The organism is Mesorhizobium sp. M1182 (assembly GCF_040318335.1).
In the GTDB taxonomy this organism is placed as follows: Bacteria; Pseudomonadota; Alphaproteobacteria; order Rhizobiales; family Rhizobiaceae; genus Mesorhizobium.
On record NZ_JAMYMD010000028.1, the window covers coordinates 12,157 to 38,924 of the forward strand.

General features: G+C 61.2%; 28 protein-coding genes. 11 read left to right on the forward strand and 17 right to left on the reverse strand.

From position 1 onward, the window contains the following. Positions 1–50: 50 nt before the first annotated feature. The 5 genes from NKH33_RS25210 to NKH33_RS25230 all read left to right on the forward strand — a co-directional run bounded on the left by NKH33_RS25210 (position 51) and on the right by NKH33_RS25230 (position 6,210). Positions 51–1,580, forward strand: a complete 1,530-nt coding sequence (locus NKH33_RS25210; protein ID WP_352618001.1) for a xylulokinase — start codon at positions 51–53, stop codon at positions 1,578–1,580. Beyond that, on the forward strand, positions 1,573–2,898 hold the full coding sequence (locus NKH33_RS25215) for an iron-containing alcohol dehydrogenase (protein WP_352618004.1): 1,326 nt from the start codon (positions 1,573–1,575) through the stop codon (positions 2,896–2,898). The genes NKH33_RS25210 and NKH33_RS25215 overlap by 8 nt, the downstream gene beginning before the upstream one ends. Before the next feature lie 77 nt (positions 2,899–2,975). Then, positions 2,976–4,058 (forward strand): ABC transporter ATP-binding protein, encoded by a 1,083-nt coding sequence (locus NKH33_RS25220; protein WP_352618007.1) that lies wholly within the window; start codon positions 2,976–2,978, stop codon positions 4,056–4,058. Continuing rightward, on the forward strand, positions 4,059–5,114 hold the full coding sequence (locus NKH33_RS25225) for a hypothetical protein (RefSeq protein ID WP_352618009.1): 1,056 nt from the start codon (positions 4,059–4,061) through the stop codon (positions 5,112–5,114). A gap of 97 nt (positions 5,115–5,211) precedes the next feature. After that, positions 5,212–6,210: a sugar-binding transcriptional regulator gene (locus NKH33_RS25230; RefSeq protein ID WP_352474350.1), complete on the forward strand. Its 999-nt coding sequence runs from the start codon at positions 5,212–5,214 to the stop codon at positions 6,208–6,210. 52 nt (positions 6,211–6,262) lie between these two features. Here NKH33_RS25230 and NKH33_RS25235 read toward each other — a convergent pair whose 3' ends face one another. The 5 genes from NKH33_RS25235 to NKH33_RS25255 all read right to left on the reverse strand — a co-directional run bounded on the left by NKH33_RS25235 (position 6,263) and on the right by NKH33_RS25255 (position 11,135). After that, positions 6,263–6,994: an ATP-binding cassette domain-containing protein gene (locus NKH33_RS25235; protein ID WP_023678772.1), complete on the reverse strand. Its 732-nt coding sequence runs from the start codon at positions 6,992–6,994 to the stop codon at positions 6,263–6,265. Positions 6,995–6,996: 2 nt separating this feature from the next. Next, on the reverse strand, positions 6,997–7,977 hold the full coding sequence (locus tag NKH33_RS25240; protein WP_352503300.1) for an ABC transporter permease: 981 nt from the start codon (positions 7,975–7,977) through the stop codon (positions 6,997–6,999). Between the two features lie 195 nt (positions 7,978–8,172). Then, entirely contained in the window at positions 8,173–9,156 is a 984-nt protein-coding gene (locus tag NKH33_RS25245; protein ID WP_502895713.1) for a sugar ABC transporter substrate-binding protein, read from the reverse strand. 39 nt (positions 9,157–9,195) lie between these two features. Beyond that, positions 9,196–10,401, reverse strand: coding sequence for a mandelate racemase/muconate lactonizing enzyme family protein (locus NKH33_RS25250; RefSeq protein ID WP_352921982.1), 1,206 nt, complete (start codon positions 10,399–10,401; stop codon positions 9,196–9,198). A gap of 14 nt (positions 10,402–10,415) precedes the next feature. Continuing rightward, positions 10,416–11,135, reverse strand: a complete 720-nt coding sequence (locus NKH33_RS25255; protein ID WP_352503247.1) for a FadR/GntR family transcriptional regulator — start codon at positions 11,133–11,135, stop codon at positions 10,416–10,418. A gap of 366 nt (positions 11,136–11,501) precedes the next feature. Between NKH33_RS25255 and NKH33_RS25260 the strand changes: the two genes are divergently transcribed. Further along, on the forward strand, positions 11,502–12,491 hold the full coding sequence (locus tag NKH33_RS25260) for a Tim44 domain-containing protein (RefSeq protein ID WP_352922042.1): 990 nt from the start codon (positions 11,502–11,504) through the stop codon (positions 12,489–12,491). An 86-nt stretch (positions 12,492–12,577) separates the two neighbouring features. Here NKH33_RS25260 and NKH33_RS25265 read toward each other — a convergent pair whose 3' ends face one another. From NKH33_RS25265 to NKH33_RS25280, 4 genes are all read right to left on the reverse strand, one after another. After that, positions 12,578–13,669 carry an AI-2E family transporter gene (locus NKH33_RS25265; protein WP_352503246.1) on the reverse strand — a complete coding sequence of 364 codons (1,092 nt, stop codon included), beginning with the start codon at positions 13,667–13,669 and terminating at the stop codon, positions 12,578–12,580. A gap of 228 nt (positions 13,670–13,897) precedes the next feature. Continuing rightward, complete coding sequence (locus NKH33_RS25270; protein WP_352503245.1) at positions 13,898–14,311, reverse strand: type II toxin-antitoxin system VapC family toxin; 414 nt, start codon at positions 14,309–14,311, stop codon at positions 13,898–13,900. After that, positions 14,308–14,556, reverse strand: a complete 249-nt coding sequence (locus NKH33_RS25275; RefSeq protein ID WP_352455498.1) for a plasmid stabilization protein — start codon at positions 14,554–14,556, stop codon at positions 14,308–14,310. The genes NKH33_RS25270 and NKH33_RS25275 overlap by 4 nt, the downstream gene beginning before the upstream one ends. A gap of 421 nt (positions 14,557–14,977) precedes the next feature. Next, positions 14,978–16,120: a Fic family protein gene (locus NKH33_RS25280; RefSeq protein ID WP_352921985.1), complete on the reverse strand. Its 1,143-nt coding sequence runs from the start codon at positions 16,118–16,120 to the stop codon at positions 14,978–14,980. Positions 16,121–16,712: 592 nt separating this feature from the next. On the opposite strand from NKH33_RS25280, the gene xth reads away from it, so the two are divergent. After that, positions 16,713–17,501, forward strand: coding sequence for an exodeoxyribonuclease III (xth, locus tag NKH33_RS25285; protein ID WP_352921987.1), 789 nt, complete (start codon positions 16,713–16,715; stop codon positions 17,499–17,501). A 73-nt stretch (positions 17,502–17,574) separates the two neighbouring features. Here the strand turns inward: xth and ligD are convergent, their stop codons facing one another. Beyond that, on the reverse strand, positions 17,575–19,353 hold the full coding sequence (gene ligD, locus NKH33_RS25290; RefSeq protein WP_352921989.1) for a DNA ligase D: 1,779 nt from the start codon (positions 19,351–19,353) through the stop codon (positions 17,575–17,577). Between the two features lie 384 nt (positions 19,354–19,737). Here ligD and NKH33_RS25295 point away from each other — a divergent pair, with 384 nt between their 5' ends. Further along, positions 19,738–19,905: a hypothetical protein gene (locus tag NKH33_RS25295; protein WP_352502857.1), complete on the forward strand. Its 168-nt coding sequence runs from the start codon at positions 19,738–19,740 to the stop codon at positions 19,903–19,905. A gap of 302 nt (positions 19,906–20,207) precedes the next feature. Here NKH33_RS25295 and NKH33_RS25300 read toward each other — a convergent pair whose 3' ends face one another. From NKH33_RS25300 to NKH33_RS25320, 5 genes are all read right to left on the reverse strand, one after another. Further along, a complete protein-coding gene (locus tag NKH33_RS25300) occupies positions 20,208–20,495 on the reverse strand; it encodes a PilZ domain-containing protein (protein WP_352619061.1) in 288 nt (95 codons plus the stop codon). Positions 20,496–21,123: 628 nt separating this feature from the next. Further along, positions 21,124–21,528 (reverse strand): TadE/TadG family type IV pilus assembly protein, encoded by a 405-nt coding sequence (locus NKH33_RS25305; protein ID WP_352921991.1) that lies wholly within the window; start codon positions 21,526–21,528, stop codon positions 21,124–21,126. Then, positions 21,518–21,937 carry a TadE/TadG family type IV pilus assembly protein gene (locus tag NKH33_RS25310; RefSeq protein WP_352474371.1) on the reverse strand — a complete coding sequence of 140 codons (420 nt, stop codon included), beginning with the start codon at positions 21,935–21,937 and terminating at the stop codon, positions 21,518–21,520. The genes NKH33_RS25305 and NKH33_RS25310 overlap by 11 nt, the downstream gene beginning before the upstream one ends. A 26-nt stretch (positions 21,938–21,963) precedes the next feature. Continuing rightward, complete coding sequence (locus NKH33_RS25315) at positions 21,964–22,770, reverse strand: hypothetical protein (protein WP_352921993.1); 807 nt, start codon at positions 22,768–22,770, stop codon at positions 21,964–21,966. Then, entirely contained in the window at positions 22,671–23,198 is a 528-nt protein-coding gene (locus tag NKH33_RS25320; protein ID WP_352921995.1) for a TadE/TadG family type IV pilus assembly protein, read from the reverse strand. Before NKH33_RS25320 ends, NKH33_RS25315 begins: the two co-directional genes overlap by 100 nt. Positions 23,199–23,802: 604 nt before the next feature. Here NKH33_RS25320 and NKH33_RS25325 point away from each other — a divergent pair. The 3 genes from NKH33_RS25325 to NKH33_RS25335 all read left to right on the forward strand — a co-directional run bounded on the left by NKH33_RS25325 (position 23,803) and on the right by NKH33_RS25335 (position 25,089). Continuing rightward, complete coding sequence (locus tag NKH33_RS25325; protein WP_352921997.1) at positions 23,803–24,048, forward strand: type II toxin-antitoxin system VapB family antitoxin; 246 nt, start codon at positions 23,803–23,805, stop codon at positions 24,046–24,048. Then, a complete protein-coding gene (locus NKH33_RS25330) occupies positions 24,048–24,476 on the forward strand; it encodes a type II toxin-antitoxin system VapC family toxin (RefSeq protein WP_352871685.1) in 429 nt (142 codons plus the stop codon). Before NKH33_RS25325 ends, NKH33_RS25330 begins: the two co-directional genes overlap by 1 nt. A gap of 76 nt (positions 24,477–24,552) precedes the next feature. Then, the gene (locus NKH33_RS25335; protein WP_352921999.1) at positions 24,553–25,089 is read left to right on the forward strand and encodes a sensor histidine kinase; all 537 of its coding nucleotides are present in this window, start codon (positions 24,553–24,555) and stop codon (positions 25,087–25,089) included. Positions 25,090–25,154: 65 nt separating this feature from the next. On the opposite strand, the gene NKH33_RS25340 is transcribed toward NKH33_RS25335, so the two are convergent. Continuing rightward, on the reverse strand, positions 25,155–25,490 hold the full coding sequence (locus NKH33_RS25340) for a hypothetical protein (protein ID WP_352474892.1): 336 nt from the start codon (positions 25,488–25,490) through the stop codon (positions 25,155–25,157). 132 nt (positions 25,491–25,622) lie between these two features. Further along, positions 25,623–26,738, reverse strand: coding sequence for an ABC transporter substrate-binding protein (locus NKH33_RS25345; protein WP_352922001.1), 1,116 nt, complete (start codon positions 26,736–26,738; stop codon positions 25,623–25,625). Positions 26,739–26,768 lie beyond the last annotated feature (30 nt).

The window sequence follows — 26,768 nt, forward strand, 5'->3', positions numbered from 1 at the left end:
TTGGGCGAAGGCGGTTTCGACCGCCCTCGCCCGTTGGCAACGTGGCGGCAATGGTTCCTGATCTCGTCATCGGCATTGATTCCTCGACCTCGGCAACCAAGGCGATCGCCTGGGATCGCAATGGTCTGGCCGTGGCCGAAGGTCGTGCACCGCTTGCAATGTCCAACCCGCGTTCGGGCTATTTCGAGCAGGATCCGGCCGAGTGGTGGACCTCGACGGTCGCAGCGCTGCGCGCCGTGACGTCAACGGTTTCGCCGGCACGCATTGCCGCCCTTGCGATTGCCAACCAACGCGAAAGCTTCGGCCTTTTCGACGAGCAAGGCCAGGCGGTCGGGCCGGCAACGCTCTGGCTCGATGAGCGCGCCCGTGGGAAAGCACGGCGCTTCGGCGAGAGTTTCGGCGCGGCACGCGTCCACGCAATATCCGGCAAGCCGCTGGACGTCATTCCTTGCCTTTACCGCATGATCTGGTTCCGCGAGCAAGAGCCCGAGATTTTTGCCCGGGTGGAGCGGATGGCCGAAGTCCACGGCTATCTGGTCTTTCGCTTGAGCGGCCGGTGGGTGACGTCCACCGCATCCGCCGACCCGATGGGCATACTCGATATGCGGGCTATGGACTGGTCGAACGATATACTGGAGGCAGCGGGCGTCGCCCGGCGCATGATGCCGGATCTGGTGCGGCCCGGCACCGTTCTGGGCCAACTGACGTCGGAAGCGGCCATTTCGACGGGCCTGCGCGAGGGCACGCCGATCGTCGCCGGCGGCGGCGACGGTCAATGCGCCGGCACGGGCGCTGGTGTGTTGCAGCCGCGATGCGCTTACATCAACGTCGGCACAGCGGTCGTCTCCGGCAGCTTCGGCACGGACTACGTCCATGACCAGGCCTTCCGCACCGAAACGGCGGTCGCCGACAATGGCTATATCTACGAGACGTGCCTTCGCGCCGGCACTTTTCTTGTCGACTGGATGGCGCGCGAGATGCTTGGCGTCGATCTGCATGGCGCAAGCGATGCCCTGGAGGCGCTCGAGGCCGAAGCCGCTGCCAGCCCGATCGGCGCAGGCGGCATAATGCTCCTGCCCTACTGGCAGGGCGTCATGGACCCGCACTGGGATAGTGCGGCCCGTGGTGTGATTGCCGGGCTTTCGGGCTCGAGCCGCCGCGGCGACATCTATCGCGCCGTGCTGGAAGGCATAGCGCTGCATCAGGCCGCGACAAGTCAGCGGGCGGCTGCGGCTGCCGCCCAGACCATCGACCAGTTCATAGCCATCGGCGGAGGAGCGAAGTCCGACCTGTGGATGCAGATTCTGGCGGATGCACTCGATCGTCCAATAAAGCGTTCGACGACCGTCGAAGCCTCCTCGCTAGGCGCGGCGATGGCGGCGGCAAAGGGGGTGGGCTGGTTTTCCACGATCGCCGAAGCGTCGCTCGCAATGGCCAGCGAGCCGGCCAAAACCTTCGAACCGGACACGAAACGGGCCGCGCTCTACGCCGAACTTCTTGCGATCCATGCCGATCTTTGGCCAACGCTTGCAGCCTGGAACCAGCGCCTCGCGGCCTTCATGGAGGCCGATCATGGCTGAAACGACCAACTGGAACGCGTTGATCGAGGACGTTGTAGCTGGACGCTGGACAGATCCCAAGACAGGCGCGGCAGCGGTCCTGCCGTTCCAGACGATCGAATTGCTCGAGACGACGGAGGGCCGCGAGGCGGATCTCGTTGCGCCGCTGAAGCTAGGCAGCCGCATCGCCGTGGTCTCCGATATCAACACCGTCGATGTGATGGGCAGGCGCGTCGCGAAGGCGCTGCGTGCCATCGCCGACATCGATGAAATCGTGCTGCCTGACGGCCTCGACTGTGATGAGGCGACGATCCAGATGGTCAGGGAGAAGACACGTCACGCCGACGGGGTCGTGGCCGTCGGGTCGGGCGTCCTCAATGACAGCTGCAAGCATGCAACCTTCCTCGACGAGCGGCCCTATGCCGTCTTCGGCACGGCCGCCTCGATGAATGGCTACGGCGCCTCGACAGCGTCGGTGACCTTGGCCTCCGGGCTCAAGATCTCGCTGCCCTCACACGCGCCCCGGGGCATCTTCCTGGACCTTGGCGTGTCGGCCGCAGCGCCCGCCTGGCTCAGCGCCGCCGGGCTTGGCGACAGCCTCTGCCGCTCCACGGCCCAGATCGACTGGTGGGCTTCGCATCGGCTGTTCGACACTTACTATTCCGAGGTGCCCTACCTGCTGCAGGCGGGCGATGAGGAGCCGATGCTGGCCCATGCGCCTGGCCTTGCCAGGCATGACGTCACCGCTGTCGGGCATCTCCAGCGCGTCCTGACGCTGTGCTCGATGGGCGTGTGCTTTGCCGGCGTTTCCCATCCCGGGTCCATGGGAGAGCACCAGATTTCCCATTGGGTCGACATGTTCGCGCAAGACCATCATCCCGGCACCACGCACGGCCAGCAGGTGGGGGTTGCCTCGCTGGTCATGGCGCGGCTGCAAGCGCGGCTGCTGGACATGGAAAAGCCGCCGCAGGTGAAGCCGACCGCCATCGACGAGGCGGCGATGCTGGCCCGTTATGGCGCGCAACTTGGACCACTTTGCATTGCCGAGATGAAGAAGACGGCACTCGACGCCAGCCAGTCGGAAATCTTCAACCGCAGGCTTGCGGAAATCTGGCCGGCGCTGCGCCAGGAGGTTCGGCCCATGGCAATGCCGGTCGCCCGCATGGAGGCAGCACTCAAGGCTGCGGGAGGGCCGGTCACCGGCGCGGAACTAGACCTGCCGCGCGCGCTTTGGCACGACGCCATTCGCTATTCGCGAGAAATCCGCGGCCGATGGTCCTTTGTCAACCTGGCCGCCGATGCGGGACTCTTGGAAGAGTTTCTGGAGAGCGAATGGTGAGAGCGCATCCGATCGCCAATCGCTCGCATGGCGAAAATGAGATCCAACCGGCAAGGGCAATCGAAGGGTAGCAATTTATGGCGTCTGTCACCATCAGCAACATAAAGAAGGACTATGGCGCCCTCTCGATTATCGATGGACTCGATCTCTCGATCGAGGATGGCCAGTTCGTCGTTCTGCTGGGGCCGTCCGGCTGCGGCAAGTCCACGCTGTTGCGCATGATAGCCGGTCTCGAGCCCATCACGTCCGGTGAGATCGCCATAGGCGACAGGGTCGTCAACATGCTCCATCCCAAAGACCGCAATATCGCGATGGTCTTCCAGAATTACGCGCTTTACGCGCACATGACAGTCTTCGACAACATGGCCTTTTCCATGCAGTTGAAGAAGCGCCCCAACGAAGAAATCAAACAGAAGGTCGGGTGGGCGGCATCGATCCTCAACCTGACACCCTATCTGGAACGGTACCCCCGCCAGCTTTCGGGCGGCCAGCGGCAGCGCGTCGCCATGGGTCGCGCCATCGTGCGGGACCCAACTGTGTTCCTGTTCGACGAACCGCTGTCCAATCTCGATGCCAAGCTGCGGGTGCAGATGCGCACCGAAATCAAGGAGCTCCACCAGCGGCTGAAGACCACCACCGTCTATGTCACGCATGACCAGATCGAGGCCATGACCATGGCCGATGTCATCGTCATTATGCGCGACGGCCATATCGAGCAGATCGGGCGCCCGCTCGATGTCTACGATCGCCCGGCAAACCTCTTCGTCGCCTCCTTCATCGGCTCGCCCGCAATGAACATGTTCCATGGCGAGGTGGCTTCCGAGCGCGACGCCTGGGTGGTGCGGACCGACGAGCTATTCCTCCCGCTGCCGCCAGGGGCTGCGGTCCGGCCCGGCCAAAAGGTGATCTACGGCATTCGCCCCGAACATCTTCGACCAGTGGCCGACGGGCGCGGAATTCCGGCGAGGATTACGGTTGTCGAGCCGACCGGCCCCGAAATCCACATCTTTGCCAGCATGGGCAACACCGCAATCTGCTCGGTGCTGCATGACCGCATGGAGCTCTCTCCTGGAGCTGTGATCCATCTGGAGCCGGCGCCTGAGCGAATCCATCTGTTCGACCAGGGCAGCGGCGAGCGGCTGGACAAGGGAAGAAGCTGAATGGCGCGGATCATCATCCTCGGCGCCGGCGTCATGGGCTCTGCCATGACGCTTCCGGCCGCTCACGCTGGTAACCGCATCACTCTTGTCGGGACCCATCTCGATGGGGAGATCGTCGGCTCGGTGGCCAGCACAAGTCATCACCCACGCCTCAACATCGCTCTGCCTGATGTGGTAACCGCCTGTTCCTGGACCGAATTCGCTGCGGCGATGAACGATGGACCCGATCTGCTTGTACTCGGCGTCTCGTCGGCCGGCATTCCTTGGGCGATCGACCGCATTGCAGAAAGCATCAAGTCGCCCGTGCCGATACTGATGATTACGAAAGGGCTTGCAGCAAGCGACGAAGGCGTGGAAATCCTGCCACATCTGCTTGCCCGCGAGATCGAGCAACGCACCGGCTTGTCGGTCCCGGTGATGGCCGTCGGCGGACCCTGCATTGCCGGCGAACTGGCGGCGCAGCGCGACACCTCTGTGATCGTGGCCGGGCATGATCCCGACCAGGTGGCCGCGGCGTCCCGCATTCTGCGCGCGCCTTTCTATCATGCGCGATCGTCATCCGATCTCGTCGGCGTCGAGATCTGCGCCGCTTTCAAGAATTTCTACACACTCGCCGTTGGAGCTCCCGTCGGGCTGCTCGAGCGCGACGGCAAGGCGCCCAATGGCGCACTGATGCACAATCTTGCCTCGTCGCTATTCTCGCAGTCCCTCGCCGAGATGGCGATTCTGGTCGAAGCCCTGGGTGGAAAGGTCGAAACAGTGCTGGGGCTGGCCGGCTCCGGCGATCTTTATGTGACCTGCCAGGCGGGCCGTAACGGTCGCATGGGGCGCCTGCTCGGCCGCGGCCTGCCCTATTCCGTGGCGAAGCGCGAACACATGAGTTCAGACACGATCGAGGGCGCGCAACTGGCGCTGGACCTTGGTCCGACTTTGAAGAATATGATGGCCCGGGGTGTACTTCCCCACGATCGCCTGCCGCTGACGAGCGCCATCATCGACGCAATTTGCCATGATGCTCCGCTGGTTTTGTCCTTCGACCGCTATCATCGAGGCTAGCGGAGCCGGGAAACTCGATTGATGCCTCATATCGATGAGCACATGGCTCCGCCGAGCCGCTCTGGACCCGCTGCCGCGGAGTGGACAGGATGATCTGATGGAGAAACCAGCGCGAAAGAAACGCGATGGCCGCCAAGCCGTAACGAGTTCCGTCACGGCCGATCGCGAGGAAGGGCTGCTCGTACGCGCCGCCTGGCTTGCTTATGTCGGTGACCTGACGCAAGCACAAATCGCCAAGTCTCTTGGCCTGACACGCCTTCGCGTCAACCGGATGCTGGCGCATGCCCGTCAGCGCGGGATCGTTCAGATTCGCATCAATTCCAAGGTGGCGAACTGCATCGAGTTGGAGCACCGGCTGCGGGACGCCTATGGCGTTTCCGACCCAATCGTGGTTCCGACACCGCCCGATCCCGCCCTGGTGCCACAGGTGATCGCAGCCGCTGCCGGTGAAGCCCTGTCGCATAGAATCCGTGACGGGATATCGGTGGGCGTGGGATGGGGACGGACGCTCCAGCTTAGTCTGCGCTCAGTGACCGTACGCCCCGTCAGAGGGATGTCGGTCGTTTCCCTGCTCGGCGGGCTCACGCGTGGATCGGCGATCAACATCTATGAAATCGCCTCGCGGCTCGCGGCGCTTTTCGACGCGGAATGCTACTACATCGCAGCACCGGTGTTCACGGACACGGAGGCCACGCGCGATCTGCTTATGCGCCAGTCCATTCTGGAAGACGCCTTCACCCATGCCCGCGACGTTGACGCCGCTTTCGTTTCGGTGGGCGCGGTGCACAAGGACGCCACCATCTTTCGGATCGGACTGGTAGGAGACGATGATCTCAGATCGCTCCAAAAAGCCGGAGCCGTCGGCGATATCTGCGGTCACTGGATCGGCGCCGACGGACAACTCGTCGATCACCCGCTAAACAGCCGTGTCATCGGCCTCGCCCCCGAACATCTGCGCGACGTCGACACTGTGATCCTGCCCTCCGGCGGCCTCGACAAGGTTCCGGTGCTGCGTGCCGTGCTGCGTCTCGGCGTCGTCGATGTGCTGATCACCGACGAGAAAACCGCTGAGGCGATCCTTGCGGAAAAGCCGTAGCGCAGACTGACCTCTGCCAGCAGAGCGGCTCGCGAGTGATCGCTTCTTCGCGTCACAGAACCTCGTGGATTTCCTCGATCGAAGTCTCGCCGATCCGCTTGTCGAGAACGATCTCGCCGCGCGCCATCGCCACGACCCGGTCACAGCATTCGAAAACATGATGCATGTTGTGGCTGATGAAGACGCTGGTGATGTTCTGGGCCTTGAGGGCGCGAACGAAGCCGATCACCTTTCGCGTCTCCTTGACCGAGAGATGATTGGTCGGCTCGTCGAGGATCATGACTTTCGACTTGAAGTGCATGGCCCGGGCGATCGCCACGCCTTGGCGCTGGCCGCCCGACAGTTCGCCGACCAGCGCGTCGGGCGACCTCAGATGCAGATCGACGTCGGCGATCGCCTTGACGCTTTCGTCACGCATGCGCTTCTGGTCCAGGATGCCGATGCCGAAAACCGAGCCCTTCACCGGTTCGCGTCCGATGAAAACGTTGCGTGCGATGGTCATGGTCGGGACCATCGAATTGTACTGGTAGATCGTCTCGATGCCGCGATCCATGGCGTCGCGCGGGTTCGAGAAGCGGACCGGTTCACCGTCGATCCTGATCTCGCCGCCATCGGGCTTTTGGGTGCCTGACAGGATGTTGATCAGCGTCGATTTGCCGGCGCCGTTGTCGCCGACGAGGCCCAGCGCCTCGTCTGGGTAGATGTCGAGAGTGACGTTCTTCAAGGCGTGGACGCCGGAATACCATTTCTGGAGTCCCTTGATCGCGATGATGGGTGCCGCCATGATCAGGTCTCCACCTTCATTGCCCTGCCCCGCTTTCGAAGCCAGGCGTTCACGACGACCGCGAAGATGGTCAGGAAGCCGATTGCCATCTTGAACCAGTTGGCGTCAACCTGGCTCAGCACCAGTCCGTTGTCGATGACGCGGATCAGGGCAGCCCCAATGATGCCGCCGAAGATGGTGCCAATGCCGCCAGTCAGCGAGGCGCCACCGATGACGGCAGCCGACACGGCTTGCAACTCCAGCCCCTCGCCGATCGAAGGCAGCGGCGCGCCGAGCCGCATCACCTGAATGGTGCCGGCAAAGCCGGCGAGCACCGAACAGATCATGAAGCAGGCGACCTTCACCCGGGCCGTCGGGATGCCCATCGATTGCGCGGCGGGCAGAAAGCCGCCGGTGGCGCGCACCCAGTTGCCGAAATTCGTGCGCGACAGAAGCACCGTCACCAGGATTGCCACGGCGAGAAACCAGAAGAACGACATGCGAAAGAGGTCGCCCGGCCCCACATAGATCGTAAACAGCCATTTGGGCAGAGCGTTGGCCGGGATGACAGGAGGGAAGCCACCGGAGATTACCACCGTCAGCGAACGCGCGATGAACAGCATGCCAAGCGTGGTGATGAAGCTTGGTATCGCGAAACGAATCGTTATGAACCCGTTGAAGAAGCCAATCAGGGCGGCGATCGCGAGCCCGGCGGCAAAGGCCGGCGCGAACGGCACGCCTGCCGCCAGCATCACCGCCATGGTCATCGGGGTCAGCGCAAATACCGAGCCTACCGAAAGATCAAACTCGCCGCATATCATCAGCAGGGTCACGCCGATCGCGACCAGCCCCATTTCAGGCAGCAGCCCAAGCATTCCGCGCACGTTCTGTGTGTTCAGAAATACGCCGTTCGAGCGAATCTGAAAGACGAGGAGGAGGAGGAGCAGGAACACGACCGCCGCAAGCTCCGGCTTCTCCAGATAAATCTTCATCAAGCGCTTCATCATTCGCTCCGGCTTGGGATTGTTTGCGCTGGCTTGTCGCATCGGCAAGGGGATGGCGGCAGTCTGTCTGCTACCGCCCCTGACAATGGAGATGCCGTTGGAGGATGGGACGGAGCCGACGCCCAAGGCCGTGCTGCCTGGCCCTCCCCTTGCCCTCTCCGCGTAAAGAACGAGGAGAGGACGCCGGCTTCGCGCCTACCGCACGCCTTGTGCGGCCAGTTCCTTGAGCTTCGGCACGTCTTCCTTGACGATGATGCCCTTGCCGGTGTCGATGTCTGCCGGCAGCAGACCGACGTTCTTGGCGAGATAAGCTTCCATCACCGGCATGAAGCCCTGCATGTAGGGCTGCTGGTCGACCTGGACCTGGATGTAACCCGCTTCCATCTGTTGCAGGACTTCCGAGACGATGTCGAAGCCGCCCATCAGCACCTTGCCCGGCTCGATGCCGCGATCGATCAGGACCTGGGCCACGTAGGCATGCCAAAGGCCGGTGTCGAAATACACCGTGGTGTCCGGGTGGGCAGACAGATAGGCGCCAACACGATCGGCGACGACGGCGCCATCTGTGCCGGTGTCGAGCCGTTCAATGACCACTTCGCGTCCGGCATTCGCCGCCTTGTATTCCTCAAGGAACTTCATGACGCCGGCAGCGCGCTGTTCCGACCAGTTCTGACCGGGCGCGGAGACGCCGACGAGCGCCCTGATCTTGCCTTCCTTGGGGAAGAACTCGGACATCTTCTTGCCGAGTTCGTAGCCGGCGGGAATGAAGCCCTGGCCGATGAAGGCCTGGCGGGCATTGCCGGCTGCACCCTCGGTGTCGTCGACGTTGGACGCGATGACCGTGACGCCGGCAGCGCGGGCGTCGGCGATGATCTGGTCGAAGGCATTGTTGTCGACGATCGAGGTGATCAGCGCGTCCGGTTTTGCCGCGAGTGCCGCCTGCATGTTGGCCGACTGTTGCTCGATCGAACCTTCGGTCTGCGTGAAGACCATCTGGCAATTGGCCTGGATCTTGGCGCAGGCGTCGTCAAAGCCCTTCTTCACCGCCTGCCAGAACGGGTTCGACGCCGACGAATGATGCGTGAAGACGATGTTCATCGGCTCCTGTGCGCGTGAGCCGATTGCCGAGCCACCAGCCAGTACTGCTGCCAAGGCTGCCGAGATAAGTAGCTTCTTCATGATTCTCCTCCTCCGTAGAAAGCTGCTTCAGGTTCATTTTCAGAGAGTAGATGCGTCGCTCACCCGTCGAAGCGCCGTGAAGGCGCGATCGATCTCCGGGTTCAGTTCCATGCCGAGGCCCGGTCCGGGGGGCACGGTGATCATGCCGTTCTTCACCTGCGGCAAAGCGGTCACAAGATCGCGGTACCAGGTCTTGTAAAAGGCCCTGACACTCTCCTGGACAAGCGCGTTCGGCGCATTCAGCGACAGGTGGGTCGATGCGCCGAGCACCACTGGACCTGTGCAGTCGTGTGGCGCGACCGGCAGGTGCCATGCTTCAGCCATGGCAGCGATCTTGCGCGCCTCCGAGAGCCCGCCGCACCAGCTGATATCAAGCATGATGACACCGGCCGCTCCGGTTTCGAGAAGGTCGCGGAAGGCCCACCGGGAACCGAGCGTTTCCGAAGCCGATATCGGCGCCAGCGAAGCCTCGGCATAGCGTTTCAGGCTGGACAGGCTGTCCATCCTGATTGGATCTTCGTGCCAGAAGGTCTTGTGGGGGGCAAGCTCGCGAGCGATCTGCATGGCCGGCAGCAGCTGCCACATTGAATGGAATTCAACCATGATGTCCATCTTGTCGCCGACCGCATCGCGGATTTTCTCGAACGGCGCCAGCGCGGAATTCAAGTCGGGCTGCGATATATACTGGCCGCGCGTTTTCTCGGCGGCCATGTCGAAGGGCCAGATCTTCATGGCCGTGATGCCTTCCTCCAACAACGAATGCGCCAGTTCGTCGGCGCGGTGAAGGAAGCCGTTCAGATCATCATAGGCGTCGCCAGGCTTATCGAGCCCGTAGTTGGCCGTCGTCTGCCCGGTGGCCTTCTTGATGTATTCGGTTCCGGCACAGGTGTTGTAGGTCCTGATCTCGTGCCTGGTGAACCCGCCGAGGAGTTGTGCGATCGGCTGACCCGTCGCCTTTCCGAACAGATCCCAAAGCGCGATGTCGAAAGCGGAATTGCCCCTGACTTCCGCGCCCGTCGATCGGAAACCGAGATAGCCGACGAGGTCGGCGGCAAGCAGGTCGATCTGCAAGGGGTCGCGCCCGATCACGCACGGCGCGACATATTCGTGCAGATAGGTCTCGACGGTTTCAGCCATGAAAAAGGTCTCGCCGAGTCCGACGAGGCCTTCGTCCGTGTGAACCAGGACCCACAGAAGGTTCGGCCGCTCCTTGAGCCGCAGCGTTTCCAGTTTCGTGATCTTCATTGCGCCCCTGCTCCTCAGGCGATGCCGGCCGCCAGCAGGGCCTTGACGCTCTCGTCAAAATGCCTCGCCATCAGGTCACGCGCCGACTGGGGATCACCGGTCTCGATTGCTTCGGCGAGGTCGATATGGATCTGGATCATCGCCAACTGCTCGGCATCCGAAGGGCGGGTCCGCCAGCCGATCGGCCAGGTCTGGCGCGATACGCGCTCGAACGCGCCGACGATGAGGCTGAAAACCGGATTCTTCGCAGCCTTGGCGATTTCGAGGTGAAAGGCGAGATCGTGCTCCATGACCTGTTCCGGCCGCTGGAAATTCTCGAGCATGGCGAGCGCGTGCGTCCTGATCCTTTCCACTTCGTCGGCTGTTCTGCGCAAGGCCGCCAGCATGGCGGTGCGGGTCTCAATCGTGCGGCGCACGTCATAGATTTGCTGCACCGTGATCTGCTCGGTGTGGACGCCATGCTCGATCACCAGTGACATCGCGCCATAATCCAGCTCGGCGACGGTAGCCCGTCTGCCCGCCCTCAGGTCGATAAGCCGCATGGCGGCGAGCGAGCTGAAGGCCTCGCGAACCACGGTACGCGAGACGCTCAATTGTCTCGAAAGCGCGGCCTCGCTGGGCAGCCGGTCGCCGGGCCCGAGCTCATGCGCGCGGATATGGCGCGTGATCTCGCCGATCGTATTGCTGACCAGGCTCGCTGCGTCGGAATGTTTTGCGGATACGGCCGTGCTCACGCAATCTCCCGTTCAGGAGTGGGCAAACCTGTATGGCAGGTTTTCCAGATATGTTGATAGTACATAGGAAAGCTGTAAGTCAATCGAGTCTTCGCCGGGAGACCTCGGCATCATCGCCGGGGACATCGATGACCACAGGCTTGCATGAGCGATGCTGTTGACGCGACCGATGCCGGTCGGCCGGGTGCGGGAGCCTGCGTGGTCGAACAGCGATCATCGCGCTTGGGTAGGGCAGACATTCTCGTCGTGAACACCGGCGGGCGGCCGACCATGCCGCCCGAAAATATCTCGACGGACGATTCACTGCTATTTCGATCGACGCACCCCATATGAGCGGAAAGAGTGTCACTTGAGGACTTGCCTATGCTGATTTCGCGTTGGGGACGGTTTGCAGTTTTGTTTGTGGGGTTGTTCCTGGCATTTTCCATGGTCGCTGTGGATCACGCCGATGCGCGCCGTGGCGGCAGCTTCGGCAGTCGCGGCATGCGCACTTTCCAGCCGGTCCCGCCGACCAGAGTTGCGCCGCAACCGGCCGCACCGGTCGAGCGCTCGATGACGCCCAATGCGGCCACGAACAATGCGGCCCGTCCGCCGCAGGCATTCCAGCGCCCGGGCTTCTTCAACGGCCTCGGCGGATCGATGATACGTGGGCTGCTTCTCGGCGGTTTGATCGGCGTTCTTCTGGGTCATGGGTTCGGCGGCTTGGCCGGCATGTTGGGTCTTTTGCTCCAAGTACTGCTGTTCGGCGGCGCGATCATGCTGGCGATCCGCTTTTTCCGCTTGCAGTCGGCGCAAAGCCCAGCGTCCGTTACGGCTGGTGCCTCGCGGGGCACCGGGACCTTTGCGCGAAACGCAGCAGCGCGGCACGAGCCGAGCAACGGCCCGACTTCCTCCATTACCGGCATCGGGTCAGGATTTGGCGGAACGAGCCAAGCCAACGCTTCCGATGAGATCACACTCACCCAAACCGACCTCGACACGTTCCAGCAACGGCTGACGGAAGTTCAGGAGGCATTCGGGCGCGAGGACCATGCGGCATTGCGCCGGTTGGTGACACCCGAGATGGTGTCCTATCTGTCCGAGGAACTTGCCGACAATGCCAAAAAGGGCGTCAGGAACGACGTGTCAGACGTCAGCCTGCTGGAGGCCGATATTGCGGAAAGTTGGCGGGAGGGTGATCGCGACTACGCGACGGCCGCTTTGCGCTATGAGTCTCGCGACGTGACCCGCGACCGCATCAGCGGCAAGATCGTTGAGGGCGGGGCCGATCAGCCGACGGAGACGGCCGAACTGTGGACCTTTACGCGGCAGAACGGCGGTGACTGGAAGCTTGCCGCAATACAGCAGCCTGGCTGATGTGCTTGCCTTCGTTGAGATCTCTGCCCAGAGGTTGTTCAGGTTTCGCGCTACCACTCGAAGGCCAGCGCCCTTTTCGCGCTTGATCAATCCGTCACGGACTGATGCGGTAGCTCACCAGCGCGCGCCGGCGTCGGCCGGTCGGTCAATCGAGTCTTTAGCACATCGATGAGGCTGATTGTGATGGCGATCACCGCAGGTCCGAGGACAAGGCCGGATGCTCCGAACAAGACGATGCCGCCGACCGCGCCGATAAAGGCCACCACCGTGTGGAGGCGCAACCGATTCCCGACAAGCATCGGATAGAGCAGATTGTCGATGCCGCCGACGATGACGCCGCCCCAGACGGTCAATATCGCTGCGCTGGCCCAAGCTCCCTCCAGTGCGAGATAGACCGCTGCGGGCACCCAGATCACAAACGCCCCGAGCACGGGCACGATGGCAAGAAGTCCCATGACAAGGCCCCAAAAGACTGGCGTCGGCAGGCCGAGCCACCAGAACATCAGGCCACCCAATGTTCCCTGGACGGCGGCGACGAACACGGTGCCGAGCAGTGTTGCATGGACGGACTCCGCAAAGCGGGACAAGATGTAGGCTGTCTCCGGAGCGCGCAGGGGCGAAAGGCCCGCGACGGCTTGCAGGCCATGTTGGCGGTCGCGCAGAAAATAGAACAGAAGATAAAATGTCAGGCCGAACATCGCGACTTGATAGATGGAGCCACGCAATAGCGATGTGCTTTGTCCCGTCAGCCATTGCACGAATGCGGCGACTGAGCCGGCCGGATCGAATTGGTTCTCGATCCATTGGGCAATGGCCGAAAGCGTGGGATAGCCAGACATGAAGCCGACTGCGTCCCAACCGCGGATGACCTCCTCCAGATAAGTCGCTCCGTTTACCGCCTCGCGAACGAGCTGTTGTGCGACGAGCGCCAGCGGCAGGCCGACGGCGATCGCCGCGACGCTTACCGATATCAGCGCTGCCAGGTTTCGATTTCCGACCCGTCTCTCAACCCACCGGTGAGCCGGAGACAGAATAATTGCCAGGACGAGCGCCCAGGTCAATGCCGGCAAAAAAGGCCACGCCAGCAGATAACAGACATATAGACCGATCGCCGTCGCTGCCAGGACGCCGAGCAATTTCAATTGTTTCACATCCGCCATCTGTTTCAGATCGGGCATCTCTCGCTGTCTCACAAGCCCAGCGAGGCCAATGGTTTTCCTGAAGAAAGGCAGGCCGGTTGCCGTACCCTTACGGTCAGGCTGCCGCTGAGGCGCTTCGAGTGACCTTCAGGGGATTTTGACGGCATGCAAATCGAACCTGATATCGCTCGCCTGCGCTTTGACGGCCTTGCAGCCCGTCTGTGACTGGCAGATGGGCTTGAACAACAGCGACGACAGGAAAACGCTTCAGAACTCCCACGGAGATGTCAGAACGAGTCCTGCCGTCTCGAAGTCAGTCAGATTGCGCGTGGCGAGGCGGCCACCGTTTACCCGAGCGATCGCCGCGATCATGCCATCGGGTGCCGACATGCCGCGTCCCTGGCGAGCAGCAGCACCCATAATTTCCCCATAAACCAGCGCAGCCTCTTCTGTCAGACCGAAGATGCGGTCTGCGAAACGCCGGCGCCAGTCCGACAACCCTTGCTCCAGCCGTTCGGCACGTTGATCCGGTCTTATCTTCTGGATGCCGAACGCGATCTCGGCAATCATCGCGGTTGGAAGCGCGAGTTCGGCATCGTATCGGATCAGCCAGGCAATGACTGCCTCGTCTGGGGTCTTTTTCAACGTTTCGGAAACGACGTTCGTATCGACAAAGATCAAAGCTCGACGCCTCGATTCGGCCGGCGACTCTCACGGATCACCGCCTCAAGGTCGATGTCTGTGCCGGATTGCGCTGAAAGCCGCGGGTAGAAGGCAGAAGCAGGCTCACGACCGGCCTCGCGGACCTCGTAAGATTCGAGGGCGCGCTCGACCACCTCCGCAATCGAGCGGTTTTCACGACGGGCAAGCCGGTGTGCAAGATCACGCGCCTTGGCGCTGCGGACTGAGAGTTGTGGCTCGGCCATATCGGACTCCTTGGCACCCACTGTATAGGCTCATTTCGCCTGCTAGCAAGATGGCATCTGATGGCTTGATGTCAAAACCGATGTTGCAGCGAGTTGCGGCTGCGCAGAAATAGGAGATAAAATATCAGGCCCAGCGTCGGTTGCCGTACGGGTTGTGGTGCTGTCAGGATGGCGAAACCAGAAGGCGTTGGGTGCCTAGGCAAAGCCAAAGCGCGATTCAGGGGTTTTGCAGCCCATCAAACCGCTCGCTGGGGCTTCAATGGCGGCTATCAAGGCGGAAAGTTCGTCAATGACTGGCCCTAACGGCTTGCGACCGAACCCGATGGACCAGTGCCGAGCGACAAACGGCATAGACGCATTCTCCGAACCAATCGAGCGGGCCAATCATGCTTTGGGCGCGCTGTCGGCTCGCGCTCCTGTTTCAACGATGTCGCCGAGGCGCGCGATCCGGCCCATCATCCAATCCTGCCAGCGAATAGCTCGTGCTTCGCCCACCGGCTTCATCTCTCACGAGTATCCCTTGCGCCAGGAGATCATTGATATCGCGCAAGGCCGTGTCAGGTGAGGTGTTGGTCAGCACTGCCCATTTCGAGGAGGTGAGCTTGCCTTCGAAGCCGTCCAGGAGCCGATTGACGACTTTGCGCTGGCGTTCGCTTAGAGGTCGTTGGACCATCTCCTCCCAAAAACGGGCCTTTCGCAGCACATTGGCCAAAATCTCCTCGGCCCCGCTGAAGGCGCGGTCGAGGCAGCTTAGAAACCATTGCAGCCAAGGGGTGATGTCGAGACTGCCCTTCTGCGTCCGTTGGAGGATCGCGTAGTAGTCCTTCCGCTCCGCCCGGATTTGCGCGGACATGCTATAGAACCGCTGAGCGCTGCCCTCCGATCGCGCCAACATCATGTCGGCGATCGCGCGGGCGATACGGCCGTTGCCATCCTCGAAGGGATGGATGGTGACGAACCATAGATGGGCGACCCCCGCCTTCAGAACGGGATCAAGCGGCGCGTAACCGTTGAACCAGTCGATGAACGAGGCCATTTCAAGCTCAAGCCGGGCCGCTGCTGGAGCTTCATAGTGGACTTTCTCCCGACCGATGGGACCTGAGACGACCTGCATCGGACCAGAGGCTTCATGCCGCCACGCACCGACGATAATCTTCGTCATGCCGCTGCGACCCGTCGGAAACAGGGCCGCATGCCAGACGAACAACCGCTCATCCGTAAGTAGGGCCTGATAGTTCTGAGTTGCGTCGAGCATCATCTCGACCACGCCCTCGACATCGCGGTCGACCGGCGCCAGTGCGCCAATATTCATGCCCAGTCGGCGGGCGATGGACGACCGCACCTGTTCCTTGTCGAGAATTTCACCCTCAATTTCGCTGGATTTGAGAACGTCCTCCGTTAGGGTCTGAAGCATCGCCTCGGCACGCAATTCGAAGCCTAGCGCCTCCATCCGCCCCAGCAGCCGGCCCTGCCGATGGCGCACCGTCGCCAGTTGATCGGCAAGGTCCTGGCTGCGCCACTCGAACTGCGGCCAGTTTTCAAGCTGGTAGATATAGGTCGCCATATTCTCCGCACTTTTTGCGTCGAATATGGGCCTCAATCGTCGTATATGCAAGATCATTTGCCGCGATTTATGCGGTGAATAGACCAGCTAAACACCGCATGGTCACGGCTTATTATTCCTCTTGTCGGCTTCTTCTCTCAAAGACCTCCCATTTTGAGGCTACCGATGTGGTCCACAAGGTCAGCCGTGCTTCGGTTCAACCCTTCGCAAGATCGCCCGCCTTGCCGCTACGATTGAGAGCTGTGGCTCGGCCATATAGGATTCCTTCGCAAATTACTTAAACCCACTGGACCCAAGGCGGTCGCCCTCAGTCCGCAGTAGACCTGCCCAAGCTCCACCCGTCCGAAGAGTCCGTGCGTTGCGGCCGCCTTAACGCCGGATTGTGAGCGCCGCATCTACCGCTCGCGACTTCGGCTACGACGCTCCCGACGACCAGCTCCTGCGCTCATCGCTCCATCTGGCACGCTTGATGAAACTGCTCGACCGCCATTCTAGAAAGACGACTGACAAGGCCCCCCTTTGCCGGCATGATGCAAGCATCAACATCTGAGCCTTCCATGCTCAAATCGCCAAGGGTTGTTGAGAACTTCGGATGACCCGTATCGCAACCTTTAACGTCAACGGGGTGAACGGTCGTCTGCCCTTGCTCATCAAGTGGCTGGGTCAGACCGACTATGACATCGTGTGCCTTCAGGAATTGAAGACTTCGGATGAGAAATTTCCCGCGGAAGCCGTCAGGAACGCCGGTTATGGCTCGATCTGGCACGGGCAAAAGTCCTACAACGGTGTAGCCATACTCGCACGGGGAAAGGAGCCCCTGGAGCGTCGACGCGGCCTGCCGGGTGACCCTGACGATACTCACAGCCGGTATATCGAGGCAGAGGTGGATGGGATCGTCGTGGGGTGCATCTACCTGCCCAACGGCAATCCAGCGCCCGGCCCGAAATTCGACTATAAGCTCCGCTGGTTCGACCGTCTGATCAGCTACGGCCAGCTACTGCTCAAGGAGGGGATCACAAGCGTTCTGTGCGGCGACTACAACGTCGTGCCAACGCCGATCGATGCGGTGGTGCCGAGACGTTGGCTAGGCGACGCAGTCTACTTTCCGGAGAGCAGGCAGGCCTACGCCGAAATGCTAGACAATGGCTGGATGGATGCCGTCCGCTGCATTCATCCGGAGAAAGGCATCTACACGTACTGGAACTTCTCCTACCGAGGCGGTTATGATCGGAGCTCCGGCCTGCGGATGGACCACCTCCTCGTCAGCCCATCACTTTCGAACAGGTTACGTGACGCGGGCGTGGACGCTGACCTGCGAGGCTGGGAAAAGCCGAGTGATCACGTGCCCGCCTGGATAGAGATCGACCCGTCCGGCAAGTAGTTGACATGATCGAATGTTCGGCGGAATCGCTGGGCGTCTTCGCCCACTGCTATAGAATGCGCTGCGAGATTGCTCACGCTGCTTTTCTCGCAGCCGCCCTAAACGGACGGTCAATGGTGAAGGCATCTGGACGGATGACTGCCTCAACCTGGCTCCAGGTCACGGGACGGGCGATTGGGAAGCCGGGTCGCGCTCGTGGGGAGAAGGCGCCGACCGCCGTGTTACCGCGCCCATTGCGAAGGTAGTCGATGAAGATGCGGCCCTTTCGGGCTGCCGGCGCAGCGGAGAGCAGATAGCGATCGGGATGAGCTTCAGCGAGGCGCTTGGCGAACGATCGGGCAAGGAGCCGGGCATTGTCGTGCGTAATCTTCGTCTCAAGTGGGGCCATCAAGTGAATGCCCTTGCCGCCCGTCACCTTCGGCCAGCTCTGCAGACCTTCCGCTTCCATGATGTCGCGGAGCGTTAGCGCGGTCTCGATCACTTCATCCCACTCGACCCCCTCGCCCGGATCAAGGTCCAGAACAACCCGGTCGGCATGTTCGATGTCGTCAACAGTAGCGTTCCAGGGATGCAGCTCTACCGCGTCCATCTCGACCAGCCCCAGCAAGCCGGCAAGGTCGTCCACCCACACGCGCACACCTTCGCCACCCTCGCGCTTTTGAACGCGCAACTGATGCACTGCTGCGGGGATCTTCGGCAGCGCGCCCTTGTGGTAGAAGGTTGCCCCGAGAGCATGGCGGACCAGCTTCAGCGGTCGGTGGCCGAGATGGACGAGTGCGTAATCAGCAACCCTCTGCCAGTAGCGCGCAAGCTCTTCCTTGGAGGGCGAGACCGCGTCGGGCAGCAGTTGCAGGATGTTCTCGCTGGGAACGCCATGTTCCTGGGCTGGTCCACGTCGCTTTGATGGCGCCGGAGGCTTGGCCGGGATCGCCACGAGGTCTTCTCGCAGACCCTTGAATACTGCCTCGCGCAACACGCCGCGATCAGTGACGCCGCTGAACTGTACCTCGGCCAGCACCTCTGGTCTGACCCACGTCGCCTTCGGCTTCACGATGGGCTCTGACAGAGGCGACTTGCTGATGATCAGCGGGTCGAGCCGCTCTCGAACCAGTTGAGCAACGCTCAAGGTGTAGCCGCTGCGGGCCTTCCCGGCATAGAGCAGTCGGTCGCCCTCGCGGCGACCGATGTAGAGGGATGCGATGCGGCGCGGGTGAGCGCCCAGCTTCTCGACAAATGCCACGATGGGGAAAGTGTCGCTCTTGATGCACTTCACCTTGAGCCAACTGGTCTGGATCCCTGAGCGGTAGGTGGCATCGGTGCGCTTGGAGACGATGCCCTCCAACCCCATACGGCAGGCATGTTCAAACACGTCCGTGCCGCCCAACTCCAGATGTTCGGCGTAGGTCAATGTCGGGGCTGAGTTCTTCAGCAGCTTCTCTAGGGCTGCCTTACGCCTTACCAGCGGCTGCTGCCGCAGATCGCGCCCGTTGAGGTGCAGCAGGTCGAATGCGTAGAAGATGAGCCTCGGCGAGTCTGGGTTGCCCAACTCCCGTTCCAACGCTTGGTAGTCCGGCAGGCCAGTGTCGCCGAGAACGACAGCCTCCCCGTCGATGATCGCCGCCTTCACCGGCAAGCCCGCCGCCGCTTGAACAATTCGTCGGTATCGGTGCGACCAGTCATAGCCACGGCGCGTGAAGGCTCGCGCTTTGCCGCCCTCAATGATCAGTTCGGTGCGGTAGCCATCGTACTTGATCTCATGAAGCCATTCGCCGTCCTCAGGCGCGTTCTCGACCAGCGTGGGCGACTGAAACTCAATGAAAGAGAGCCGACCATCCCCAGTTTTGGAACTCATCGCACACTCCTGACCTCCACCCCAACTTTGGTGCCGCTGAATAGGTTCCGGAAGAGAGCTGGCCGAGGAGTAGGGTCCCGAGCCGGTTTACCCGATCCTTGCTCGAACCGGGCGTGGTTGAGGGAACTCTTAGTTAAGCCATCTCTTATCTACGAATGTCGCTTGCGCTGGCATTGCCTATCAATGCAACAACGTCGAAGGTCTTGTTGGTGTTTACGAGCCCGGCCCGGGACCGCGCCCGCGGCCTGCCAACTGATCGGCCGTTGGCGGACGCGACGACCTGCGCGAGCGCCCTTGTACTCGTCGGCGGATGGACGACCGCTCTTTTCATCACCGATGCCGTCACGCTCGAGGATGTCAGGGCAACTGACGACGTCGACCTAATTGTCGATCTACTTCGATGCAAGGCTTTCCGGCACGCCCGGCGCGAAATGGATTGCCGAGTACGGGGCAGGCGCCAGCATTGTGCTGGTCAATCGCGTGATGGCCGACATGGCCGCGGCGGCCGTGGCGGGGCCCGGCCTCGCGGTGCTGGCCCGCATCATAGGATAGCGACCCGGGGTTGCGGCGGTTGACCGGGAAATTCTGGGGCGGCAGAGCCTCTCGGTCGTCTACCGCCGCGAGCCCGCGCTGGCGAGTTCGGTTCCAATCATTGTCCGTTCCCGATGAACGTGATGCGGCGACATTTTGGCGCGATGCCGCGCTGAGCGGTCAGAACCTGAAGGTCGACGAGACAATCGACGGCTTGTGTGAGTTGAGCCTTTGCCCATGGCAGTACGGCGGCTTCCTTTGCTGTGTTGAAGGTCAGTGCCTACTGTTGCTGCCGGTGGTGCTCGGCTGGTGCAACGAGAACTTCAGCCATAGTGAAGGCGCGGTTTGGGCACTGTTTCGGTGAACTGCACACCGACACGGTCGTTCCTGCGCCAGCGCAACACAGACCGATAGGCAACGCCATCGGTCGGCACGTAGAGAAGGAAATGCTCCGGCACCAGGGCTTCGACCGGCACCTTGAGTTTGGCTCCGCCGACGTTCTGGTTTCGAATGGTGCAGGTGATTTCGGAGTTGTTGATGCCGTTAATGATCGCGGCACCCTTCAGGACGCGCTGTCTCCGTTCGCGGCGGTTGTCGCCTTCTTCAACCATTGTGACCTTCGTTAGGCACCCCACTTGTATATCAGAACCGCCCACGCGCGAGCCGGATTGAATCGCGGAGCGTTGTTACCCGCGTCGAGCTGCGATCGCTGTCCAGTCGGGTCAAAAAGGGTTTCCATATGCCTCGGCCCCTTGCCTCGGCCTGGATACAGCACCCTGTCAGGATTCTTGAGCTGCCCTTCCGGGTAGCCGATGGGTCCGCCCGGAAGGGGGTGCCAACGTCCGCCTTCAGACGTTGCGCCAAGTTCTTCGTCGCAGGCCGGTGCCGACCGCCGTCAAGCGATAGCGCCCGCTGTGCATGGACTTTCCGCTGGCGAGATCGTGAGCGAGCGCGGAGCCGGCGGCCGGGATTATCTTCGTCAGGGAGTCTCTGCCGTCGGTCCGCGCTGTGCAGCACGCGGGCGATGGCGTTAGGCAGGGAATAGCGGCCGAGGTGAGGGACGGCAAGCCGCGCATTGCCGGGGCAAAGGCCGTGATCATACATGCCGTCCCCGATCTAGGATGAAGGCCCGCGCCGAAGCCTACGTTCTGGCTGGTGGCGGTGAAGCAGACCTGAACGCAAGCAAAGAAGAACAAGCCGATCACTGCGCATGTTGCGTAAGGAGACTATTGGGTGCGCTCATGACGCAACCAACGGAACTGTGACAGTTGTCGCATAATTTATCGAGTATCGGTCGAAGTACGGAAACTCGATCGCGAACGCATATTTGGCGGTCAGATGGGCCATTCGAAAGCCGCCGCTGGGGGCGTCGATTGCTATTGTTACGTCGACGTCGGTTAATCCCAAACTCAGCAATTTTGCCGTGGCGATCGCTTTTATCTCGGCTTCGGTCAGCGAATTCTTCATTTGCAGCGCTCGTGAGGAGGTTTCCAGAGTATAGCGAACACGTGACATGGCATTCAGAGCCCAGCCGAATGCGAAGATGCCGATCAAAAGCATTATCAGAATAGGCGCGATCAGCGCGAACTCCAGTGCGGCTCCGCCTGATGCCCCACGTATGAAGGCTCTCCCTTTAGCGAACACGTATCACCTGTTTGTGGCTGAGCTCGCGCGAGAGGGAAAACTCGCCGAAACTGAAGGGCGGCGACCAGGTGGCCGTCGCCTGTATTTCAACGAAAACCGCGGAAGCTTTCAAACTGTCGCACAGCACAGATGGATCGACCACGGTGATCCCGCACATATGTTTCCGGCTCAGCGTCACCTGCGCGTCATCGGGATGATTTTCCCAGCTCGAAAGGGCGACGGTCTGGGTAGCCGCGTCGTCGGCTGCCCCTTGCATCACGAGATTGGCCGCCGTTTTCACGCCCGCACGCATCGACAACGCGCTTGATACAAAAGACCAGCCGTCAATGATGGCAAGAAGTACCAGGCAAAGGATCGGCACAACCAGCGCAAACTCCACCGAGGCAATACCCGAATCGCTCCCGAACATTCGGGCTGGTAACCGTGCCACGAAGATTACTCGACAAGCTTTATCGATTGCGTGGCCGGAATGTCTCGCATTCCAAGGCTCGTGCAATCCTGATTGACGTTCGCATTGCCGGACCACTGCACGGAACTGGCGACGACCTGAGTGCAACCACCTTTGCCCGAGAAATTGCCGAGGTAATTGACATCCTGTGTTGGAAAATACAAAGCGCCGGTCAAAAGCGAATCTGCCGTGCCATTAAACGTGTTCGATCCCGTCCGGTTAGCTTTGTCGCCGTAAAACAGCACTCCCGAATAGGTGCCTAACGTCGGTGCGCTGAGCTTGACGGTGGCCGTGCCGTTCATGCTGACGCCCGCGCTGCCGGCCAGATAGATGATGACTCCCTCGCCTGAAATATTTGCATTCGAGTTCGCTTTGAAATCTCCTCCCTGAATGACGTATACCCCGGCCGAGAGCGTCACATTGCCGCTCAAGCTGAGCCCCCTGCAGTATGTTCCAGGTTGCAACGTCGACTGGTTGCTGTTTTGACAGGGGTTCGTGGCCGGTGGCGCCGGCAAGTCGGCAAAAGGATCGGCAGCGGGCAACGCCTGGGTTATCGGGCTGGCGCAGACGGTCGTCACGGGGTTGCTCAACGAAACACCGCCTGCCGATATTAGGCAATCGACCTGAAGGCTTGCCGATCCCTGAAGCTTGATGGCGTCCGCGGCTATCGAATTCGACATTACGACGCAGCCGGTCAGTTTGAGGTTGGAACTGCCGGAAAACAGCGCCGCTTTCGAAGCGGAAGGATCGAGCGCCGTAAGGCAGGCCTTTGAAGCAGCCGTGATAAGAGCCACCGCTCTTGCCCGTGCGCCGACCGGGTTTTGCGTGAATATCGATGTAAAAAACCGATCGAGGTTCTGATGGACGATGACCTCGACGGCCTTTTGGGCGACATTCGGGCCAGAGGACGGGGGCGTGAAGATTTCGATTGTGCCTGTTGACGGGTCCCAGCCGTCGTCGTCGCTGACAGTGTCGCGGCGGAGACAATCGTTGGCTTGTCAGATCCCGAAACCTTTTCCAAAGCGCCAGCATAGGCCGCCGCATCCGCCACCGCCTGTAATTTCAGGCTGCTAAAATACCAGTAGGAGGTCTCGATACCGAGACCCGCTGCGCCGACGACAATCGGCAACGACAGGGCAAAAATAGTAGCAATGTTGCCGCTCTCGCCTGTTTGTCGCTGACGGCTAACAAACCGCCTCAAGATACGGCCACCCCATTCCATGGAAGTATTAAAGCCGGGATGAATGAAGGAACGGCTAAGGATTTCACTCCATTTTACCGGTACGCTCCTTGGGCGGCCGGCACGAGCTCCGGGGCAACTGCTCGACAACGCGGGCCTCTGCTATTGATGGTAATGCAGATTTGCATTTCTAATCGTGCGGATCAGTTGGAGCTGCGATCGAGCATCAGGCCGAGCCACTCGTCGCGACTTAGGTCGCCAGCACTGTCCTGCTCGGCAAGCTCCCGCAGGCGGCCGCCATGCCGGCGAACCCGAGGGCATGCATCTGATCAAGTGTTGGGTTTTCAGCATTCTTTCTTCCTTTCCTTCACTGGTCATAGTTACTGCCGCGGATGTTGGGATGCGCACGCGTCGGCGCACGCAGCGTCGATACGCCTTGGGCATGTGGGCGTTGACAGTGACATGGCCGGAGCGACGTGTTTCAGACGCCGAGCAATTCCAAGGACTGAGCACCAGAACCGACCCTCCCGACGGATTTTCGCGAGCTGCATTCCTCCCTCCCCTCCTTATCAAAACCGCCGCTCGCGAATTCGCTGGCGAGTATATCTCCGATATGATATACATATATCACTCAGAGGATATACAAATGCCGCTCTTCATTCGCGATCCCGACGTCGATGCCATGGCCGTCGAGCTGCAGCAGATTACCAAGGCGCGCAGCAAGACCGAGGCCGTCAGAACCGCCTTGCGCCATGAGATCGAGCGCAACCGCAGCAGCGTCCCGCTGCGCGAGAGACTTGCCAAAGTCAAGGAAATGGCGCGGCGGATCGGGCCAGCCAACCCTGATTTCGATATGAAGAAATTCACCGACGAAATGTGGGGCGACGACTGATGTTCGTCGATGCCTCGGTGATCGTTGCCATCCTGAACGAGGAACCTGGCGCGGAAGAACTGGAAAAGCGGCTCGCGGCCGCGACCAAGCCGCTGTATATCTCCCCGCTCGTCCGGTTCGAGGCAGTCCAGGGTCTCGCGCGAGCGTCGGCCGAAGCCATCAAAAAGAACGCCAAGCCCACGGCCAACATGCTGGCGCAAGCCCGTGATACCGTCGACGCCTTTTTGATCGAGATCGCCGGCAAGGAAATCACGATATCCGGCGACATCGGCGACCGGGCGATCGAAGCCAGCATGAAATACGGCAAAGCAGTCGGGAACAAAGCCGATCTCAATTTCGGCGATTGTTTTGCCTACGCTTGCGCGAAGGCTCACCGGCTTGCACTGCTTTACAAGGGCAATGACTTTTCACAAACTGATCTGGCGTAAGGCTTTCCTGACCTTGCATCGCGGCGCGAGAGCCGATGGGCCCCTTTTGCATGCTTTGGGCGAATCGTCGTCTTTCATGGCTAAACGCAACAAGATCGTAGGTGCACTGGTCGTCAGGCGCCACAAGCCAGGTGCCTTCCATGAGCAAGTTGTCCATCTGCTGGAGACCTTCGCAGCCCAATCGGTGCTCGCGATCCAGAATGCCAAGCTGTTCCGCGAGATCGAGGAGAAAGGCCGGGAGCTGGAGGCAGCTAGCCGCCACAAGTCGCAGTTCCTCGCGAATATGAGCCACGAGCTCAGGATACCGCTCAATTTAGTCTTGGGCTTCACAGAACTGCTGGTCGACGGCATCTACGGCGAACTCCCGGACAAGGCGAAGACGACCGTCGCGCGCGTGCAGGCAAACGGCCGCCACCTCCTCGGGCTCATCAACGACGTACTCGACCTTTCCAAGATCGAAGCCGGCCAGCTCACGCTGGCGATCGAGGACTACTCCGTCGCGCAGATTGTTCGATTGACCGTTACGGCTGTCGAGCCGCTGGCACGAGCGAAAAGGCGGCGAGTTCTGGCAGCCCTGGGGACTGGTCCACCGCCGACGCGTGAACCCGTCTAAGATGCCGTTGGTGTCCAGTTTTGGACGTGCGTCGGCGATGTCGTGTGAAGCTTTTTTTGATCATCCTATCGAGCGGTTGGAAACTCGTTGGCCTCGAAAACATGGTGATGCACACGGCCGGTGAACATCTTGAGCAGCTCTCCGGTCACATCGCGGCTCTGAAAGCGAACGTCGGAATGCAGCGCCTTGTTGCAGGCGTCCATGTCGGGATAACGGATGGCGAGCGCCATGGCATAGACGGGGGCGCCCTCATCCCGTGCCGTGCCATCCAGAACGCGCACCTCCTCGGCTCCAGGGAATTGCGTCCACAACGGCACTAGCCTTTCCCTGACAAAGCGCCGGAATTCGCTCTCGCGTCCGGGGTGGATTTCGCCTTCGAACAGGGCGTAGCGAATGATCATGGCGAGGGTTTCCTGATTTTCTGCGCTTGGGATGGCCGCCGGCCGGCAAGGGCAGGTCGCGGTGCAATCCGTGGATTTGTCGTGCGAATGAGATGCGGGCGCATCGCGTATTGCGCCCGCATCGCCGGGCTCCTACTTGCCCCAGATCTTCTTGTATGCGTCGCGGTAGCCATTGCCGGGGTCGAATGCGTTATTCGGCCCACCGTCGAACTCGACATTGTCGGCCGTCACCACATGCAGCGGCGACAGATAGCCCGACCATTTTTCGCCAGCGATGGCGCGGTTCAGCTCGTCGACCAATTGCCAGCCCTGCAAGTTGAGCGGTTCGGCGACGGTCACCTTCTGGAACTGACCGGCGCGAATGCGCTGATAGGCCGATTCCGAACCGTCGCCGGCGGCGACATTGATCGGCGCGTCGGTACCGGCTTTGCCGGCGGCGGCAAGTGAGGGTCCCATGAAGTCGAAATAGAGATCGTTGATCGCCAGCGAATGCGTCCAGGCATCGCCGTATTTCTGCAGCAGCGAAGTGGTCAGCTGCGGCATGCGCTGCGAAGTCTCGGCGATCGGCGTGTCGACATATTCGAGCACCTTGCCGCCCAGCCGCTCGATCTCCGCCTTCATCTTGTCGGCTTTGGCGATGGCGATGGCATAGGTCGAATCGGTGAAGATGACGACGCCGGGCTTGCCCTTGGCATCGGCGTAGGCCCAGTCGGCCGCGGCCGTGGAGACTTGCATGGCATCCGTCGACACGTTGGCGAACACGCCGCTTTTCTCGTCGGGCCCGATCACCGGTCCGGCATGCCAGGAGACCAACGGGATACCTGCGGCCTTGGCCTGTTCCAGCGCCGGCGCCTGCTCGACCGCGTCAAAACCGTTGATGACGATGCCATTCGGCTTCAACGCCATGGCTTGGCCGAAGGCAGCGGTGCGGCCGCCGATCGAGCCGGCGCCGTCAATCACCTTGACCTCCCAGCCGATCGCCTTGGCTGCTTCCTCGACGCCGTTGGTGACGCCCAGGATGCCGCCGTTCTTGAGGTCGCCGGCGAGCACGACGATCGTCTTGCCTTGCTGCGCCTTCGGACCGGTGGTCGGGCCATCCCAGACCGTGACCTTCTGCGCATATTTCTGGACCACCGCCATGGCGTCGGCTGTGGCGTCCGCCCGTGCCTGGCCGGCGAACAGGACAGGAGCAGCGATTGTCATGGCCATCAAGGCGACGGATGATTTCAGGAATGTTCTGCGTTGCATGTTGGTACCTCCCTTGGTTTCAAGAAATTG

What these genes read in the sequence shown, in the direction of transcription:
- NKH33_RS25210 (WP_352618001.1), top strand. Translation starts at nt 51, where the DNA reads ATGGTTCCTGATCTCGTCATCGGCATTGATTCCTCGACCTCGGCAACC.
- NKH33_RS25215 (WP_352618004.1), top strand. Translation starts at nt 1,573, where the DNA reads ATGGCTGAAACGACCAACTGGAACGCGTTGATCGAGGACGTTGTAGCT.
- NKH33_RS25220 (WP_352618007.1), top strand. Translation starts at nt 2,976, where the DNA reads ATGGCGTCTGTCACCATCAGCAACATAAAGAAGGACTATGGCGCCCTC.
- NKH33_RS25225 (WP_352618009.1), top strand. Translation starts at nt 4,059, where the DNA reads ATGGCGCGGATCATCATCCTCGGCGCCGGCGTCATGGGCTCTGCCATG.
- NKH33_RS25230 (WP_352474350.1), top strand. Translation starts at nt 5,212, where the DNA reads ATGGAGAAACCAGCGCGAAAGAAACGCGATGGCCGCCAAGCCGTAACG.
- NKH33_RS25235 (WP_023678772.1), bottom strand. Translation starts at nt 6,994, where the DNA reads ATGGCGGCACCCATCATCGCGATCAAGGGACTCCAGAAATGGTATTCC.
- NKH33_RS25240 (WP_352503300.1), bottom strand. Translation starts at nt 7,977, where the DNA reads ATGAAGCGCTTGATGAAGATTTATCTGGAGAAGCCGGAGCTTGCGGCG.
- NKH33_RS25245 (WP_502895713.1), bottom strand. Translation starts at nt 9,156, where the DNA reads ATGAAGAAGCTACTTATCTCGGCAGCCTTGGCAGCAGTACTGGCTGGT.
- NKH33_RS25250 (WP_352921982.1), bottom strand. Translation starts at nt 10,401, where the DNA reads ATGAAGATCACGAAACTGGAAACGCTGCGGCTCAAGGAGCGGCCGAAC.
- NKH33_RS25265 (WP_352503246.1), bottom strand. Translation starts at nt 13,669, where the DNA reads ATGCCCGATCTGAAACAGATGGCGGATGTGAAACAATTGAAATTGCTC.
- NKH33_RS25275 (WP_352455498.1), bottom strand. Translation starts at nt 14,556, where the DNA reads ATGGCCGAGCCACAACTCTCAGTCCGCAGCGCCAAGGCGCGTGATCTT.
- NKH33_RS25280 (WP_352921985.1), bottom strand. Translation starts at nt 16,120, where the DNA reads ATGGCGACCTATATCTACCAGCTTGAAAACTGGCCGCAGTTCGAGTGG.
- xth (WP_352921987.1), top strand. Translation starts at nt 16,713, where the DNA reads ATGACCCGTATCGCAACCTTTAACGTCAACGGGGTGAACGGTCGTCTG.
- ligD (WP_352921989.1), bottom strand. Translation starts at nt 19,353, where the DNA reads ATGAGTTCCAAAACTGGGGATGGTCGGCTCTCTTTCATTGAGTTTCAG.
- NKH33_RS25300 (WP_352619061.1), bottom strand. Translation starts at nt 20,495, where the DNA reads ATGGTTGAAGAAGGCGACAACCGCCGCGAACGGAGACAGCGCGTCCTG.
- NKH33_RS25310 (WP_352474371.1), bottom strand. Translation starts at nt 21,937, where the DNA reads ATGTTCGGGAGCGATTCGGGTATTGCCTCGGTGGAGTTTGCGCTGGTT.
- NKH33_RS25320 (WP_352921995.1), bottom strand. Translation starts at nt 23,198, where the DNA reads ATGGAATGGGGTGGCCGTATCTTGAGGCGGTTTGTTAGCCGTCAGCGA.
- NKH33_RS25325 (WP_352921997.1), top strand. Translation starts at nt 23,803, where the DNA reads ATGCCGCTCTTCATTCGCGATCCCGACGTCGATGCCATGGCCGTCGAG.
- NKH33_RS25330 (WP_352871685.1), top strand. Translation starts at nt 24,048, where the DNA reads ATGTTCGTCGATGCCTCGGTGATCGTTGCCATCCTGAACGAGGAACCT.
- NKH33_RS25335 (WP_352921999.1), top strand. Translation starts at nt 24,553, where the DNA reads ATGGCTAAACGCAACAAGATCGTAGGTGCACTGGTCGTCAGGCGCCAC.
- NKH33_RS25340 (WP_352474892.1), bottom strand. Translation starts at nt 25,490, where the DNA reads ATGATCATTCGCTACGCCCTGTTCGAAGGCGAAATCCACCCCGGACGC.
- NKH33_RS25345 (WP_352922001.1), bottom strand. Translation starts at nt 26,738, where the DNA reads ATGCAACGCAGAACATTCCTGAAATCATCCGTCGCCTTGATGGCCATG.